This window comes from Azospirillum brasilense (assembly GCF_001315015.1).
In the GTDB taxonomy this organism is placed as follows: domain Bacteria; phylum Pseudomonadota; class Alphaproteobacteria; order Azospirillales; family Azospirillaceae; genus Azospirillum; species Azospirillum brasilense.
In genome coordinates this window covers 2,785,305-2,800,795 of the sequence record NZ_CP012914.1, presented here as the reverse complement: position 1 = coordinate 2,800,795, position 15,491 = coordinate 2,785,305, and the positions used below count along the sequence as shown (strand labels likewise).

Genomic DNA, 15,491 nt, shown 5'->3' with positions numbered 1-15,491 from the left:
GGCAACCGATGGCACGACATCCGATCCCACAGGGCCTTTTGCTCGCCGCCGGCCTCGTGCTGTGCGGCGCCGGTCCCGCCCTGGCGCAGGGCAGCTGCGCCGCGCTGGTCGACCGCTTCGCCGCCGAGAACAACCTGTCGGCCAGCCCGCCGCCGGTCGCGACGCCGCCGGGCAGCTCCGGCTCCACCGCGGGGGATGGGTCTTTGCCGAGCGGCAGTTCCGGCACGACGCCGGACCAGCTGGCCCGCTCGGGCGGGGTGGTGGCGCCGCCGGCCTCGGGCGACCAGGCGGTGATCGAGCCGCCGCGCACCGGCGCTCCCATGCCGACCGCTCCGGCGGTGCGGCCCGACGCCGCGCCGAACAGCGGTTCCTCGATGGAGAGCGGGTCGATGGGGCAGGCGGCGCGCAACGCCCAGATCGAATCGCTGGTGACCGCGGCGCGCTCCGCCGCGAAGGACGGCAACGAGCAGCTTTGCATGGAATCGCTGGACAAGGCGCGCGGCCTGACCCGCGCCGCGCCGGGTGCGACGGGTGGCACGATGGGCGGGGGCGGCTGATGGCGACAACGCGGATGATGGCCGAACTGATGGCCGCCGACCTGAGCGTCGCCGGTCCCATTCCTCCCTCCCCGCCGACCCCGGACATGCCGGTGCCGCCGCCCGGCATGCCGGACATGCCCGGCGATCCTTCACGGCCACCGATAAAGGAGCCGCCGGACGCCATCCCCGTTCCCCCGGAGGAACCGCCGCCCAACCCCGAGCGGCTGGGCTGAAACCGCCCGCCGGGGAGAAAAATGGCACCGGGGCCGCGGGAGCGCGAAACGGCGCTCCTGCGGTCTTGTGATTCGTGCGGGGAAAGGCGATGTCTTCTCTCGGCACCGAAGGTCGGTGCCGAGTCGCCTTTTGGAGTTCAGTGGGTCTCATGCACCGTCAACCCCCGCGCCAGCACGTCTACCGCCAGCCCGTCGTCCTCGGCACCCAGGTTCAGGCCACCGTCAAGTGGTACGATCCCAACCGCGGCTTCGGCTTCGTCAAGTTCGAGGACGGGTCGCCCGACGCCCTGATCCCCGCCGCCATCGTCGCCACCGCCGGCCACGAGTCCCTGCCGGACGGCGCCACCGTCGTGGTGGACATCGTCGAGGGGCGCAAGGGCAACCAAGTCTCCGCCCTGCATTCCGTGGACACCTCCACCGCCGCTCCGGCCCGCCCGGCCCGTGCCCAGGGTCCGCGCCCGTCCTTCGGTGAGCGGGGTGGCTTCGGCGACCGCAACGACCGTGGGGGCGACCGCGGGTTCGGCAACCGCGGCTTCAACGATCGGGGTGGGGATCGCGGCGGTGATCGTGGCGGCGACCGCGGGTTCGCTGGCCGGGGCGACAGCCGCGGCTTCAACGATCGAGGTGGTGATCGCGGCTTCAATGACCGGGGCGGTGACCGTGGTGGCTTCGGCGGCCCGCGCCGTCCGGCGGCGGGCGGCCCGACCACCCAGACCGAGGGCACCGTGAAGTGGTTCAACGCCACCAAGGGCTTCGGCTTCATCGCCCAGGATGGTGGCGGCCAGGACGTGTTCGTTCACGTCAAGGCGGTGGAGCGTTCCGGCCTGCAGGGGCTGAACGACGGCCAGCGTGTCCGCATCTCCATCCGCCAGGGCGACAAGGGTCCGGAAGCCGTCTCGGTCGAAGAGGCGTAAAGCCTCGGTCCATTGACGATGGTCCACCGAAGGTAAGGTGTCGTTCGGCCCGGTTGAACGGCGGCGCAAAGCCGCGCATCGTGGCGGGGCGGGGTGGCGGTGCGACGGCGCGCCGCCCCGGCCCGACACGACCAAGAGAGGACGTCCAGTGGTTCCCGTCACCTGTCCGACCACGCCCTTCGACGGCCAGAAGCCCGGCACCTCCGGGCTGCGCAAGGCCGTGAAGGTCTTTGAGCAGCCGCGCTATCTGGAAAACTTCGTCCAATCCATCTTCGACTGCGTCGACGGCCTGTCCGGCTCCACGCTGGTGATCGGCGGCGACGGGCGGTACCACAACCGCACCGCCGTGCAGACCATCCTGCGCATGGCCGCCGCCAACGGCGTCGCGCGCGCGGTGGTCGGGCGCGGCGGCATCCTGTCCACCCCGGCGGCCTCCTGCGTCATCCGCAAGCGCGGCGCCATCGGCGGCGTGATCCTGTCGGCCAGCCACAACCCCGGCGGCCCGGACGGCGATTTCGGCATCAAGTTCAACGCCGCCAACGGCGGCCCGGCGCCGGAGTCGATGACCGACGCCTTCTTCGCCCGCTCCAAGGCCATCGCCGAGTTCAAGACGCTGGAGTCGCCGGACCTTGATCTCGACCGGCTCGGCGAGACTTCGCTCGGCGGCATGGCGGTGGAGGTCATCGACCCGGTGGCCGACTACGCGGAGCTGATGGAATCGCTGTTCGACATGGCGGCGATCCGCAAGCTGTTCGCGTCGGGCTTCCGCATGGTGTTCGACGCCATGCACGCGGTCACCGGCCCCTACGCCACGGAGATCCTGGAGCGCCGGCTGGGCGCCCCGGCAGGCACCGTCATCAACGGCACGCCGCTGGAGGATTTCGGCGGGCACCATCCCGACCCGAACCTCGCCCACGCCGAGGAGCTGGTCGAGCGACTGTTCGGGCCGGACGCGCCGGACTTCGGCGCCGCCTCGGACGGCGACGGCGACCGCAACATGATCCTGGGCCGCAACATCTTCGTGTCGCCCAGCGACAGCCTCGCCGTGCTGGCCGCCAACGCCACCCACGTTCCGGCCTTCAAGGGCGGTCTGGCGGGCGTCGCCCGCTCGATGCCGACCAGCCGGGCGGTGGACCGCGTGGCGGCGAAGCTCGGGATTTCCTGCTACGAGACGCCGACGGGCTGGAAGTTCTTCGGCACGCTGCTCGACGCCGGACGCATCAACCTGTGCGGCGAGGAGAGCTTCGGCACCGGCGCCGACCATGTGCGCGAGAAGGACGGGCTGTGGGCCGTCCTGATGTGGCTCAACGTCCTGGCCGCCCGCGGCCTGTCGGTGGCCGCGCTGATGGACGAGCATTGGGGCACCTATGGGCGCACCTATTACGGCCGCCACGACTACGAGGCCATCCCGCAGGAGGCCGCCGACGCCCTGATCGCCGAGCTGCGCGGCACGCTGCCCTCGCTGGCCGGCACGGACCTCGGCGGGCGCAAGGTCGCGGCGGCGGACGAGTTCGCCTACACCGACCCGGTGGACGGCAGCCGGTCCGAGCGGCAGGGCCTGCGCGTCGGCTTCGAGGACGGCTCGCGCATCGTCTACCGCCTGTCCGGCACCGGCACGTCCGGCGCCACGCTGCGCGTCTATTTCGAGCGCTACGAGCCGGTCGGCGGTGAGCATGGGCTGGACGCCCCGGTCGCGCTGAAGCCGCTGGCCGATCTGGCGGCGGAGCTGGCCGGCATCGAGCGCCACACCGGCCGCACCAAGCCGGACGTCGCCACGTAACGGCGTGATCGGAAGAAAGGCCCTTCCTCCGAAGCCGGGGGAAGGGCCTTTTCTTTTTCAGAACACCGCCTGGAGCAGGCCCAGCGTGCGGCGCTTGGCGAGGGTGGCGCTGGCCGCGTCGTAGCTGGCCCGCTCGTCGCAGTTGAAGCCGTGGCCGGCGGGGTAGAGATGCGTGATGGCGCCGGGATGGCGCTGGCGCACCGCCTCGGCCACCGTCAGGGGGATGGCGTGGTCCGTCTCGCCGAAATGCAGCAGCACGGGCGCGCGCGGCGCCTCGTCCAGCCGGTTGCCGATGCCGCCGCCGTAATAGGCGATGGCGGCGCGAACCGGCAGGCGCGACGCGGCGGCCCAGGCGATGGTGCCGCCCCAGCAATAGCCGGCGACGGCCGCCCCCTCCGCCCCGCCGAGATGGGCGAGACCCGCCGCCACGTCGGTCAGAGCGTCGTCGACGCTGACCGCGCCCATCAGCTCGCGGCCACGCTGGACGCCGGCCTCGTCGTAGGGCAGCTCCACCCCGCGCTGCGCCCGGTCGAACAAAGCGGGGGCCAGCGTGCGGTAACCGTCCGCGGCGTAGCCGTCGCAGACGCGGCGGATGTGGCTGTTGATCCCGAAAATCTCCTGGACGATCAGAAGCCGCCCCTTTTCCGGCCCGACGGGCCGGGCTTCGTAGGCGGTCAGCCTGTGCCCGTCGGACGCCGTCAGGTGCGTCCAGGCGCCGGTCGCGCCAATGGTCTTTCCGGTGGTCGTTCCGGTCATGGCTGGTCTCTCCCTCCATTCGTTCCGTGCAGGGAAGATAGCAGCCTGACGCCGGGTGTCATCCGCGACCGACTGGCCCATATCCCCTAGGACCGTCACCCCGTCACTGGAGCCGCCCGATGTCCGCCCCCGCCGACCGTTCCCCGACCGCCGGACCCTTCGACCTGACGCCGCCGACGCCGGAGCAGCGCGCGGTGCTGGTGGAGCGCCTGTCGGACGAGGAGCGGCACGTACTGCTGAGCCACGGGACGGAGGCACCGTTCTGCGGCGGCCTGCTCGACAACAAGAATCCGGGCACCTACGCCTGCCGGCTGTGCGGCCTGCCGCTGTTCCGGTCCGGGACAAAGTTCGAATCCGGCACCGGCTGGCCCAGCTTCACCGCGCCCTACGAGAACGCGCATCTGAAGCTGGTGCAGGACAACAGCTACGGCATGGTGCGGGTGGAGACCCTGTGCGCCCGCTGCGGCAGCCACCAGGGCCATGTCTTCCCCGACGGCCCGCCGCCGACCGGCATGCGCTTCTGCATCAACTCCGTCTCGCTGGCCTTCCTGCCCGAGGGGCAGCCGCTGGCCCGGAGCGTTCAGGATTGGGTGGAGGAGGGGGCGGCGTTCTAGCAGACGCTTGCCCCCTCCCTAACCCTCCCCCTCTACGAGGTGGAGGGGACTGCCGCCGCTTCGCGTAAGGCCCCCTCTCCCGCGCAGCGGGGGAGGGTTGGGGAGGGGGCCAAGGTTCACACAGCCTGCACCTCCCCCGATCGTCCCGTTTCATTGGATACCCCCGTCATGCCGACCGACCACACTGCCCGCCCGCCCCTCTCCGTCCTCGACCTCGCCCCGGTGCCGGAAGGCAGCACGCCGGGCGACGCGCTGCGCAACACGCTGGACCTCGCCCGCCACGCCGAGAGGCTGGGCTACCGCCGCTACTGGCTGGCCGAGCACCACAACATGACCGGCATCGCCAGCGCCGCGACCTCGGTCGTCATCGGCCATGTGGCGGCGGGCACCGCGACCATCCGCGTCGGCGCCGGCGGCATCATGCTGCCCAACCATTCGCCGCTGGTCATCGCCGAGCAGTTCGGCACGCTGGAGGCGCTGTTCCCCGGCCGCATCGACCTCGGCCTCGGCCGGGCGCCCGGCACCGACCAGATGACGCTGCGCGCCCTGCGCCGCGACCCGTCGGTGGCGGAGCAGTTCCCCCAGGACGTGCTGGAGCTTCAGGCCCTGCTCGGCCCCGTCCAGCCGGGCCAGCGCGTGCAGGCGGTGCCCGGCGCCGGGTCGAACGTGCCGCTGTGGATCCTTGGCTCCAGCCTGTTCGGCGGGCAGCTTGCCGCCGCCTTCGGCCTGCCCTACGCCTTCGCCTCGCACTTCGCGCCGGACGCCCTGATGCGGGCGTTGCAGGTCTACCGGGAGAACTTCACCCCCTCGGCGCAGCTTGACCGGCCTTACGCCATGGTCGGGGTTAACGTCGTCGCCGCCGAGACCGACGCGGAGGCGCGCCGGCTCTTCACCTCCGCCCAGCAGAGCTTCGCCCGTCTGATCCGCGGCACCCGCGGCCAATTGCCGCCGCCCATCGACGACATCGAGAGCTTCTGGTCGCCGCTGGAGAAGGCGCAGGCGATGAACATGCTGTCCTGCTCCTTCGTCGGCTCGGCGGAGACGGTGCGGCGCGGGCTGGACTCCTTCCTCGCCGAGACCGGGGCCGACGAGATCATGGTGGCCTCGGCCATCCACGACCACGCGGCGCGGGTGCGCTCCTACGAGATCCTGGCGGAGGTCCACGGGGCGCTGCGGGCCGCGGCTTGACGCGCTCCAAATTGGGGGAGAGGCCCGGCGCAACCGCACAGCGCGCTTCGCGGACTGCGCCATGGACCGCGCCCGAGGGGAGTCTTATCGTCTGTGACCCGGCGTCGCGTGACGCGGTTCACAGAGATGGAGAGGGGATATGGCCGAGTTTCCCCACGCCAGCAGGGTCAACGTGACGCTTGATCTGCCGCTCGACGTCTATCGGCGTCTGGAACAGCAGGCGCGCTACATGAGCGTTACCGTCGAGGCCCTGCTGAAGACTATCCTGGCGCAGCAGCTCTATGATTCCAGTCTTCGCAATATGGATTAGTTCATTGTCGTGAGGCGGCGCGCACGGCGGCGTCGAGGTCGCCGTGGCTTTCCAACAGCGCCGCCAGCCCGGCCTCCTCCAGAACGCCGCGGATCGGGCCGGGCACCGCCGCCAGCACGATCCGCACGTCCGCCCGCCCGCCCGCGCTTCCCGCACCCGGCCGCGCCTGCCGCACCGCCAGCAGCAGCGAGCGCAGCCCCGCCGGGGTCAGTTGCGTCACCGCCGACAGGTCGAGCACCAGCCCGGCCGGCGTTTTTCCGGGCGCGTCCGATGCGGCGTCCGCAGCGGCGGGGGCCAGCGCCGCGGACAGCCGCGCCTCGAACCGGGGGGCGGCGGCGCTGTCGATCGGCCCCACCGGGCGCAGGATCGTCACGTCGCCGCGGACCTCTTCCGCGATTTGCATCAAACCCTCCGATTTCCCCATCCGGCCGGGCCTGCTATACCTCCTCCGGCGGGGGATTTCCCATCACACGGATCATCATACAGCAGAGCGGCGGCGGGGGCATGGAATCGGACGGACGCTTCGGCGGCGGGGCGGGCCTGCGGGATGGCGGGGAGTTTTCCGCGGAGTCCGGCGGTGGGCCGCGCGCGCTCCCGGCCTTCCTCGCGGCGGGGCCCGCCGTGGCCCCGGAGGACCGCCCGAAGGCGGAGGCGCCGCCGGACCAGCCGGCGCGGTTGCGCGGGGCGTTGAACCCGCTGCTGGCCGCCGCCGGTCCGCTGCTCGACCTCGCCGGGTCGCTGCGCGAACGCTCGGGGCACGAGAATCCGGAGGGGCTGCGCGACGTCATCCTCGCCGAGGTCCGCCGCTTCGAGGAGGAGGCCGCCGCCATCGGCGTCCCGCCGGAGGAGGTGCGCGTCGCCCGCTTCGCCCTGTGCACCATGCTGGACGACGTGGTGCGGGCCACCCCCTGGGGGGCACGCTGCCGCTGGGCGCGCGAGGGGCTGGCGGTGGTGGTCGATCCCGGCGCCGGCGGGCCGGACCGCTTCTTCGACCTGCTCGACACCATGCTGAGCGACCCGCGCCTGCACCGGCTGGAGCTGGAGCTGTTCTACGCCTGCCTGTCGCTGGGCTTCGAGGGCAAGTTCCGCGACAAGCCGCGCGGCGCCCACGACCTTGCCCATCTGCGGGACGAGCTGTTCCGCGTGCTGCGCCGCCTGCGCGGCGAGCGGGAGCGCGCGCTGTCGCCGCAATGGCGCGGCGTCGCCGAACGGTTCCGCCCGCTGGGGCACGTCCTGCCGCCCTGGCTGGCCGCGGTGGCGGTGGCGACGCTGCTCGGCGGGCTGTTCCTGACCCTGTCGGCCTCGCTGGGCGGCCGGGCGGACGCGGTGGTGGCCCGGCTGGGCGCGCTGCTTCCCGACCGGCCGCTGGAGCTGGTCCGCGCCGTCCCGCCGCCGCCGCCCAGCGCGGGTCCGGCGCTGGCCGTCCGCGTCACCGCCCTGCTCCAGCCGGAGATCCGGTCCGGCGCCGTGGCGGTGCTGGCCGGCGACGACGGGGCGCTGGTCATCCGCATCGAGGGGGCGGGCATGTTCGCCACTGGCAGCGACGCGATCCGCGCCCGCTACCGCGCCGTGGTCGACCGCGTCGGGCAGGCTCTCGGGCCGGAGGCGGGCCGCGTCGTGGTGGTCGCCCACACCGACGACCAGACGCCGCGCGGCGGCGGGCTGCCGACGCCGGAGGCGCTGACCGAGGCGCGGGCGGTGGCGGTGCTGAAGATCCTGGAGCGCACGCTGGGCGCCGAGCGCCTGACCGCCGAAGGGCGGGGCGAGCGCGAACCGCTGGCCCCCAACACCACGCCGGCCAACCGGGGCGCCAACCGGCGCGTCGATGTCCGCCTCTACCCCGAATAGGCCGCGGTCCATGAGCGAACCGTCTCCGCACACCCGCTCCAAAAAGTCCCAGAGCAAGGTCCGCCGTGCCGATCCGGCAATGGCGCCGCGCCTGCGCTGGTGGACCACGCTCGCGGTCGCCCTGTCGGTCGGGCTGCTCGGCTGGGCGGTGATGCCGCTGCTCGGCTTCGGCGGCCTCGCCCGCCTGCTGCCGGCGCTGGTCCTGCTCGCCCTGTGGTACGCGCTGAACCGGCACGAGGACGGCCGGCAGAGCGCCGCCAACGCCCGCTTCGTCGAGGCGCTGGCGGCGTCGCGCGATCCTGAGCTGAAGGCGTCGCTGGACGAGCTGGGCACGGTGCGCGAGCGGCTGGACGCGGTGATCGACCGGCTGAAGACGCAGCGCTTCGGCGCGCGCTGGGGCGGCCAGTATCTCTACCAGCTTCCCTGGTATCTGGTGATCGGCGCCCCCGGCTCGGGCAAGACGACGGCGCTGGCCAACGCCCGGCTGGGCGCGGCGCTGGGCGGCGGGCTGGACGGCATGCCGGTGCAGAATCTGGGCGGCACGCGCAACTGCGACTGGTGGTTCACCGACGAGGCGGTGCTGATCGACACGGCCGGCCGCTACACCACCCAGGACAGCCGCCGCGCCATCGACGGCCGCGTCTGGTCCGGCCTGCTCGACCTGCTGAAGGAGCACCGTCCGCGCCAGCCGGTGAACGGCGTGCTGCTGACCATCAGCCTGACCGACCTCGCCGGCTGGAGCGACGCGGAGCGGCACAACCACGCCATCACCATCCGCCAGCGGCTGGGCGAGCTGCGCGCCCATCTCGGCATCCGCGTGCCGGTCTATCTGCTGTGCACCAAGGCCGACCTCGTGGACGGCTTCACCACCTATTTCGACCCGCTGGACCGGGCGGAGCGCGCCCAGATCTGGGGCATCACCTTCCCGGTGGAGGACGCGCCGCCCGGCCCGCTGGCCAGCTTCCACGCGCAGTACGCGGCGCTGCTGCGCCGGCTGGAGGAGCGGCTTCCCGAGCGGCTGCACCAGGAGCCGGACATCCAGCGGCGCGGCGACGCCTTCGCCTTCCCGCTGCGCATGGCGGGCTTCGAGGCGGCGTTGGCCGACCTTGTCGACACCGCCTTCACCGCGGAGGCCGAGGAGGCGGTGCCGCTGCTGCGCGGCATCTACCTGACCAGCGCCACCCAGCCCGGCGCCTCCGCGGAATCGCCGGCCCAGACCTTCTTCCTGGAGCGTCTGCTGCCCGAGGTGGTCTTCCCCGAGGCCAACATGGTCGGGGTGGACCGCGCGCTGGAGCGGGCGCGGCGGCGGCGCCACGTCTGGGCGCTGGGGGGGACGGCGGCGGCGGGGCTGCTGCTCGGGCTGGCTGGGCTGAGCAGCCACCGCGCCAACGAGGCGCTGCTGGCGCGGGCGGAGGCCGCCGTGGCGGTGGCGGAGGAGCGGCTGCGCGCTCTCGACACCCCGCCGCGCTCGCTGACGCGGGTGGAGGACTCCGACTTCCTCGCCGTCCTGCCGGCGCTCGACGCGCTGCGCGCCCTGCCGGCCGGCTGGACCGGGCGGGCGGAGCGGCGGGCGTCCCTGCTCGGCTTCGGGCTGTCGCAGGGGGAGCGCGTCGGCCTTCCCGCCGAGGACGTCTACCGGCGGGCGCTGCGCAGCGTGTTCCTGTCGCGCATCGTGCTGCGGCTGGAGGAGCAGCTCCGCACCGGCTGGGCGCGGCCCGACCTGCTGCGGCAGAGCCTGCGCGCCTACGCGATGATCGGCGGGCGGGAGCCGCTGGACCCGGCGGTTCTGGCCGAATGGCTGGCCGCCGACTGGCAGCGCACGCTCCCCGGCGCCGCCCATGAGGCGGAGCGCCGGGCGCTCGGCGACCATCTGGCCGCGCTGGTCGAGGCCGGCTTCGCCCCGGTGCCGCCCGACGAGGCGCTGGTGTCACGGGTCCTCGACGTGCTGGGCCAGCCGACCGCGCCGATGCCGCGCATTCCCAACAACGGCGGGGCCGGCTGATGAGCCCCGGTTTCGCGGTGGGCTTCCACGGGAAGGTGCCGGCGCGCGGCGATTTCGTGGGCTACGGCCTGCCGCGCGGCGTGCTGCTTCCCTGGGACGCCTGGCTGACGGAGGTTCTGGACGCGGCGGTGCGCCAGCTCGGCTCGCCCTGGGAGCGGCTGTTCCAGTCCGCCCCGGTCTGGCGCTTCGCCCTGTCGCCCGGCCTGTGCGGGGAGCCGCCGCTGGCCGGCATCATGATGCCCAGCGCCGACCGGGTGGGGCGGCAATACCCCTTCACCATCGTCGGCACGCTGCCTTACGGCACCGACCTCGCGGTGGTGCCGGTGGCCTGCCTGCACTGGTTCACCCGCGCGGAATCCATCGCCGCCGACGCCTGCCGCGCCGGGGCCGACGTGGACGCCCTGCCGGCGCGCATGGCGATCCTGGGCCGCCCGGAACCGAACGGCGCCGACCCCACCGTCGCCACCGTGGTCGAGGAGCGCGTCGGCCCGCTGCCGCCCCGCGCCAGCCTGTGGTGGAGCCGCGGCGGCGGGCGGGTTCCGCCCTCGGTGCTGACCTGCTGCGGCCTGCCGCGCTCGTCCCGCGCCGCCGCCTTCATCGACGGCGCCTGGGAGCGGCGGGGCTGGGACGATCTCGACGGGTAGGGGGTGGAGGAACGCTCACCCTCCCAGATTGACGATCTCCACCCGCCGGTTCTCCGCGGCCTTCGGCTTCTTGGGCAGCAGCGGTTCCCGCGCGCCCATCCCGGCGGTGTCCAGCCGGTCGCGGCGCACACCGTGCCGTTCCGCCAGATACTCCGCCACGGCGTCGGCCCGGCGCTGCGACAGCGCCCGGTTGGCCGCGTCGCCGCCCACCGCGTCGGTGTGGCCGACGATGCGGAAGCGGGCCTTGGCCGCCTCCGGCGCCGTCATCACCGCGCCGATGCGGTCGAGCACCGCCCGCGAGTCCGTGCGGATGCGCGCCGAGTTGAAATCGAAGTTGATCCGGAAGGCGGCGCGCAGCCCGGCCTTGAGCGCGGCGACGGGCGGGTCCGGCGGCGGCCCCGGCAGGGCGGGCACCGCCACCGGGCCGGGAGCCTGCGCGGGGGCTGATACGGGGGGCGGGGGCGTTGCCACCGCGACGGGCGGCGGCGGCGGGCGCTTCATGACGATGGACGGGCAGCCGGGGCCGGCGGCACCGAACAGGGCGGCCTGGATCTCGCACTCGCTGGGGTTGGGGCCGAGCGGGACGGCGGGCGCCGCCGATTGCGCCAGAGCCGGACCCGCGGGAAGGACCAACCCCAACGACAAGAGCCCGATTGTTGGGAACATCCGCATTTGCATGACCGCATTGTCCCAGGCTTGGGGGCGGGCCGTCAAATTCCGCGTGGAACAGACGTGCGTGCCTCTGTACGATCCCGGTCCGATCTTTCGTTTGCGGTATGTGGGAGGAAACAAGAATGAAGTCGATGAAGGCGCTGTTCGCCGGTCTGGCGCTGGCCGCCATGGTGCTGCCGGGCATGGTCGTCAGCGGCGCGGCGGCGGCGGACTACAAGGCCGAGTACAAGCTGTCCACCGTGCTGGGCAAGCCGTTCCCCTGGGGCATCGGCGGCGACCGCTGGGCCGAGCTGGTCAAGGAGAAGACCAACGGGCGCATCAATGTGAAGATGTATCCCGGCTCCGCCCTGGTGAACGGCGACCAGACCAAGGAGTTCACCGCGCTGCGCCAGGGCGTGATCGACATGGCGGTGGGCTCCACCATCAACTGGTCGCCGCAGGTGAAGGAGCTGAACCTCTTCTCGCTGCCCTTCCTGATGCCCGACCACAAGGCGATGGACGCGCTGACCCAGGGGCCGGTCGGCAAGCAGCTCTTCGACCTGCTCGCCACCAAGGACGTGGTGCCGCTGGCCTGGGGTGAGAACGGCTTCCGCGAGGTCTCCAACTCCAAGCGTACCATCCGCACGCCGGAGGATTTGAAGGGCCTGAAGATCCGCGTCGTCGGCTCGCCGCTCTACCTCGACACCTTCACCGCGCTGGGCGCCAACCCGACGCAGATGAGCTGGGCCGACGCGCAGCCGGCCCTGTCCACCGGCGCCGTCGACGGGCAGGAGAACCCGGTCGGCGTGTTCGTCGCCGGCAAGCTGCCGACGCTGGGCCAGAAGCACCTGACGCTGTGGGGCTACGTCGCCGACCCGCTGATCTTCGTGGTCAACAAGGAGGTCTGGAACAGCTGGTCCAAGGAGGATCAGGAGGCGGTGCGCGCCGCCGCCGTCCAGGCCGCCGCGGAGGAGGTCGCCATCGCCCGCAAGGGCATCACCGCCCAGGACGACAGCCTGCTGAAGGACATCGCCGCCCAGGGCGTCGAGGTCGTGCAGCTCACCCCCGAGCAGCAGAAGGCCTTCCAGAAGGCCACCCAGGCCGTCTACGACAAGTGGGCGAAGACCATCGGTCCTGATCTGGTGAAGGCCGCCGAGACCTCCGTCGCCAACCGGAAGTAAGACTGCGGTTTGCCGTGCCGTTGCCCCCACCCTTTCCCGCTGTCGCAGGGGAGGGTGGGGGCAACCGGTTCCCAATTCGAGATTTTCCAATGAACAACGATCTGCTGGAAGCCGGCATGGCGACGGAGCAGCCCAAGACGCGGGTGCCGGTGACGCTGGAGCGTTCGCTGGCCGCCCTATCCATGGCCGCCCTGTGCCTCGTCACCTTCGCCAACGTCGTGACGCGCTACCTGACCGACGTGTCCCTGGCCTTCACCGAGGAATATTCGATCTTCCTGCTGGTGGTCATGACGCTGTTCGGGTCCGCCGTCGCCGCCGCCGCCGACCGGCACATCCGCATCACCTTCCTCGCCGACAAGCTGCCGCCGGCCCTGCGCCGGGTGACCGAGCTGGTGGCCTGGACGGCGGCACTCGCCATGTTCGGCCTGCTCGTCTGGTACGGCGGGCGCCTGACCTACGACCAGTGGCGGTTCGAGGAAACCTCGCCCGGCCTGGGCAACCCGCAGTGGCTCTACACGGCCTGGCTTCCGCTGCTGTCGGCGGTCGTCGCCCTGCGCGTGATCGGGCGCCTGATCCGCACGGCGAAGGGAACCGCCTGATGGCCCTGACGATTCTGTTCGGCGGCTTTCTGCTGCTTCTGGTGATCGGCGCGCCGCTGGCGGTGGCGCTGGGTCTGGCGGGGTCGCTGGCGATCCTGGACGCGCAACTCGGCATCCTGTCGGTTCCGACCAACGTCTACGCCGGCATCGCGAAGTACCCGCTGCTGGCCATCCCGGTCTTCATCCTGGCCGGCCTGATCTTCGAGCGGGCGGGCGTCGCCAAGCAGCTCGTCACCTTCGCGTCCTCGATCGTGGGGGCGAAGAACGGTGGGCTGGCGGTGGTGGCGATCCTCGTCTGCATGGTGATGGGCGGCATCTCCGGCTCCGGCCCCGCCGACGCGGCGGCGGTCGCCACGGTGATGATTCCGTCGATGCACAAGGCCGGCTATCCGAAGCCCTTCTCGGCCAGCGTGATCGCGGCGGCGGCGGCGACGGCCATCCTGATTCCGCCCTCGGTCGCCTTCATCATCTACAGCGTCCTGGTGCCACAGGCGTCGGTGCCGGCGCTGTTCGCGGCGGGGATGGTTCCCGGCATCCTGGCCGGCCTGTCGCTGCTGGCGCCGACGATCTGGCTGTCGCGCAAGCACGGTTTCGGCCTGAAGGACGCCGGTCCGCGCCCGCCCTTCTGGCGCAGCCTGCGGCAGGCGATCTGGGGGCTGCTGGCCCCGGTCATCATCCTGGGCGGCTTGCGCACCGGCGCCTTCACCCCGACCGAGGCGGCGGTGGTCGCCGTCTTCTACGGTCTGGCCGTCGGCGTCTTCGTCTACCGCAGCCTGACCTGGCGCGAGCTGTACGAGGTGCTGGCCGAGGCGGCGGAGATGTCCGCCGTGGTTCTGCTCATCATCGCCCTGTCCAGCGTCTTCGCCTGGGCGGGCAGCACGATGGGCGCCTTCGACCGGGTGGCCGCCCTGGCGATCGAGGGGGTGGGCAGCGAGGTTCTCGTCCTGCTTCTGCTGAACTTGGCGCTGCTGGCGCTGGGGATGGTGCTGGACGCGGTGTCGATCTTCCTGATCCTGCTGCCGCTGCTGACCCCGATCATGACCGCCTTCCACTGGGACCCGGTGTGGTTTGGCGTGATGCTGACCATGAACCTCGCCATCGGCCAGTTCACACCACCCATGGCGGTGAACCTGATGGTGACCACGCGGGTGGCCGGCATCAGCATGGAATCGACGGTCCGCTGGGTGCTGTGGATGGTCGCGGCGATGCTCTGCGCGCTGGTCCTGGTGACCTTCGTGCCGGAACTGGCGCTCTGGCTGCCCCGGAAGCTCGGCTACCTGTAGCCGTCAGGCCTTGGCGCGGCGGGTTGCCAGCAGGATGCCCGCCGCGATCAGGCCGATGCCGGCGGCGTGGTAGAGGTGGGGCTGCTCGCCGAGGAACAGGATGGCGAGGATGCTTCCGAACACGGGCATCAGATGGATGCACATCCCCGCCGTGTTGGCGCCGACCAGCGCCACGGCGCGGTTGAAGCAGAGATAGGCGGCGATCGACGGGAACAGCGCCACGTAGGCGATCGCCCCCAGCGCCGTCGGGGTGATCGGCATGGGGTTCCCGCCGACGCTTTCCCACAGGTAGAAGGGCAGCAGCATGGCCGCGCCGCCCGCGAAGGTGACGGCGATGAAGCTGAGGCCATGCACCGCCGGGCGGCGGCGCAGCAGGGCGGTGTAGGCGGCGTAGCCGAGCACCGCCGCCAGCACCCACAAATCCCCGGCGGCGAGTTGCAGCCCGATCAGCACCGCCGGGTCGCCCCGCGCGATCAGCGTCAGGGCGCCGGCCAGCGACACGGCGATGCCCACCCCTTGCAGCGGGGTCACCCGGTCGCCGAACAGGGCCAGGCTCATCAGCACGATCAGCACCGGCATGGAGGACTGCATCATCACCGCGTTCAGCGCCGTGGTGGTGTGCAGACCCACATAGAGAAAGGTGTTGAAGACGGCGATGCCCAGCGCGGACAGCAGAAGCACGACCGGCCATTGGGCGGCCAGCGCCCGCGCGTCATGCCGCAGGTGCCGCCACGCGAAGGGCAGCACCAGCAGCATCCCCAGCGTCCAGCGCCAGAAGGCCAGCCCGACCGGCGGCACCTCGCCCGACACCGCGCGGCCCAGGACGGCGTTGCTGGACCAGAACAGCGGCGGCAACATCATCAGGAGCCACGCCTGATCGAACAGGCGGCGACGGGCGGGGGTGGCGTTTTCGCTCACGGCTGGCGACTCATCGGGCTGGACGCATCAA

Annotated in this window: 17 protein-coding genes; 13 read left to right on the top strand and 4 right to left on the bottom strand. The window is 72.2% G+C overall.

Annotated features, from left to right (window positions below; genetic code table 11):
* Nucleotides 1–8: 8 nt before the first annotated feature.
* The 4 genes from AMK58_RS13000 to AMK58_RS12985 all read left to right on the top strand — a co-directional run bounded on the left by AMK58_RS13000 (nt 9) and on the right by AMK58_RS12985 (nt 3,466).
* Nucleotides 9–557 (top strand): RodZ family helix-turn-helix domain-containing protein, encoded by a 549-nt coding sequence (locus AMK58_RS13000; RefSeq protein ID WP_137165137.1) that lies wholly within the window; start codon nt 9–11, stop codon nt 555–557.
* Entirely contained in the window at nt 557–772 is a 216-nt protein-coding gene (locus tag AMK58_RS12995; protein WP_035670951.1) for a hypothetical protein, read from the top strand. Before AMK58_RS13000 ends, AMK58_RS12995 begins: the two co-directional genes overlap by 1 nt.
* Before the next feature lie 149 nt (nt 773–921).
* Nucleotides 922–1,686, top strand: coding sequence for a cold-shock protein (locus AMK58_RS31835; protein ID WP_035670953.1), 765 nt, complete (start codon nt 922–924; stop codon nt 1,684–1,686).
* Nucleotides 1,687–1,834: 148 nt separating this feature from the next.
* Nucleotides 1,835–3,466 (top strand): alpha-D-glucose phosphate-specific phosphoglucomutase, encoded by a 1,632-nt coding sequence (locus tag AMK58_RS12985; protein ID WP_035670956.1) that lies wholly within the window; start codon nt 1,835–1,837, stop codon nt 3,464–3,466.
* Nucleotides 3,467–3,523: 57 nt separating this feature from the next.
* Here the strand turns inward: AMK58_RS12985 and AMK58_RS12980 are convergent, their stop codons facing one another.
* Complete coding sequence (locus AMK58_RS12980) at nt 3,524–4,222, bottom strand: dienelactone hydrolase family protein (protein WP_051140060.1); 699 nt, start codon at nt 4,220–4,222, stop codon at nt 3,524–3,526.
* A 119-nt stretch (nt 4,223–4,341) separates the two neighbouring features.
* On the opposite strand from AMK58_RS12980, the gene msrB reads away from it, so the two are divergent.
* From msrB to AMK58_RS30405, 3 genes are all read left to right on the top strand, one after another.
* Nucleotides 4,342–4,836 carry a peptide-methionine (R)-S-oxide reductase MsrB gene (gene msrB / locus AMK58_RS12975; protein ID WP_051140061.1) on the top strand — a complete coding sequence of 165 codons (495 nt, stop codon included), beginning with the start codon at nt 4,342–4,344 and terminating at the stop codon, nt 4,834–4,836.
* Between the two features lie 168 nt (nt 4,837–5,004).
* Nucleotides 5,005–6,024 (top strand): LLM class flavin-dependent oxidoreductase, encoded by a 1,020-nt coding sequence (locus tag AMK58_RS12970; RefSeq protein WP_059398970.1) that lies wholly within the window; start codon nt 5,005–5,007, stop codon nt 6,022–6,024.
* Between the two features lie 139 nt (nt 6,025–6,163).
* Nucleotides 6,164–6,334 carry a hypothetical protein gene (locus AMK58_RS30405; protein ID WP_014239127.1) on the top strand — a complete coding sequence of 57 codons (171 nt, stop codon included), beginning with the start codon at nt 6,164–6,166 and terminating at the stop codon, nt 6,332–6,334.
* A 1-nt stretch (nt 6,335) separates the two neighbouring features.
* Here AMK58_RS30405 and AMK58_RS12965 read toward each other — a convergent pair whose 3' ends face one another.
* The gene (locus tag AMK58_RS12965) at nt 6,336–6,737 is read right to left on the bottom strand and encodes an STAS domain-containing protein (RefSeq protein ID WP_158283108.1); all 402 of its coding nucleotides are present in this window, start codon (nt 6,735–6,737) and stop codon (nt 6,336–6,338) included.
* A 101-nt stretch (nt 6,738–6,838) separates the two neighbouring features.
* Between AMK58_RS12965 and icmH the strand changes: the two genes are divergently transcribed.
* Genes icmH through tagF form a run of 3 tightly spaced genes read left to right on the top strand, consistent with a single transcriptional unit; the run spans nt 6,839 to nt 10,828 of the window.
* The gene (icmH, locus tag AMK58_RS12960) at nt 6,839–8,182 is read left to right on the top strand and encodes a type IVB secretion system protein IcmH/DotU (protein WP_059398968.1); all 1,344 of its coding nucleotides are present in this window, start codon (nt 6,839–6,841) and stop codon (nt 8,180–8,182) included.
* A 10-nt stretch (nt 8,183–8,192) separates the two neighbouring features.
* On the top strand, nt 8,193–10,184 hold the full coding sequence (tssM, locus tag AMK58_RS12955; RefSeq protein WP_236778134.1) for a type VI secretion system membrane subunit TssM: 1,992 nt from the start codon (nt 8,193–8,195) through the stop codon (nt 10,182–10,184).
* Nucleotides 10,184–10,828 (top strand): type VI secretion system-associated protein TagF, encoded by a 645-nt coding sequence (tagF, locus tag AMK58_RS12950; RefSeq protein ID WP_014239131.1) that lies wholly within the window; start codon nt 10,184–10,186, stop codon nt 10,826–10,828. Before tssM ends, tagF begins: the two co-directional genes overlap by 1 nt.
* Before the next feature lie 15 nt (nt 10,829–10,843).
* Here the strand turns inward: tagF and AMK58_RS12945 are convergent, their stop codons facing one another.
* Nucleotides 10,844–11,461: an OmpA family protein gene (locus AMK58_RS12945; RefSeq protein ID WP_236778133.1), complete on the bottom strand. Its 618-nt coding sequence runs from the start codon at nt 11,459–11,461 to the stop codon at nt 10,844–10,846.
* A 161-nt stretch (nt 11,462–11,622) separates the two neighbouring features.
* Here AMK58_RS12945 and AMK58_RS12940 point away from each other — a divergent pair, with 161 nt between their 5' ends.
* From AMK58_RS12940 to AMK58_RS12930, 3 genes are all read left to right on the top strand, one after another.
* Nucleotides 11,623–12,660: a DctP family TRAP transporter solute-binding subunit gene (locus AMK58_RS12940; RefSeq protein ID WP_404801040.1), complete on the top strand. Its 1,038-nt coding sequence runs from the start codon at nt 11,623–11,625 to the stop codon at nt 12,658–12,660.
* An 89-nt stretch (nt 12,661–12,749) separates the two neighbouring features.
* On the top strand, nt 12,750–13,259 hold the full coding sequence (locus tag AMK58_RS12935) for a TRAP transporter small permease (RefSeq protein ID WP_035670969.1): 510 nt from the start codon (nt 12,750–12,752) through the stop codon (nt 13,257–13,259).
* On the top strand, nt 13,259–14,542 hold the full coding sequence (locus AMK58_RS12930) for a TRAP transporter large permease (RefSeq protein ID WP_035670972.1): 1,284 nt from the start codon (nt 13,259–13,261) through the stop codon (nt 14,540–14,542). The genes AMK58_RS12935 and AMK58_RS12930 overlap by 1 nt, the downstream gene beginning before the upstream one ends.
* A 3-nt stretch (nt 14,543–14,545) precedes the next feature.
* Here the strand turns inward: AMK58_RS12930 and AMK58_RS12925 are convergent, their stop codons facing one another.
* Nucleotides 14,546–15,460: a DMT family transporter gene (locus tag AMK58_RS12925; RefSeq protein ID WP_079285235.1), complete on the bottom strand. Its 915-nt coding sequence runs from the start codon at nt 15,458–15,460 to the stop codon at nt 14,546–14,548.
* Between the last annotated feature and the right edge of the window lie 31 nt (nt 15,461–15,491).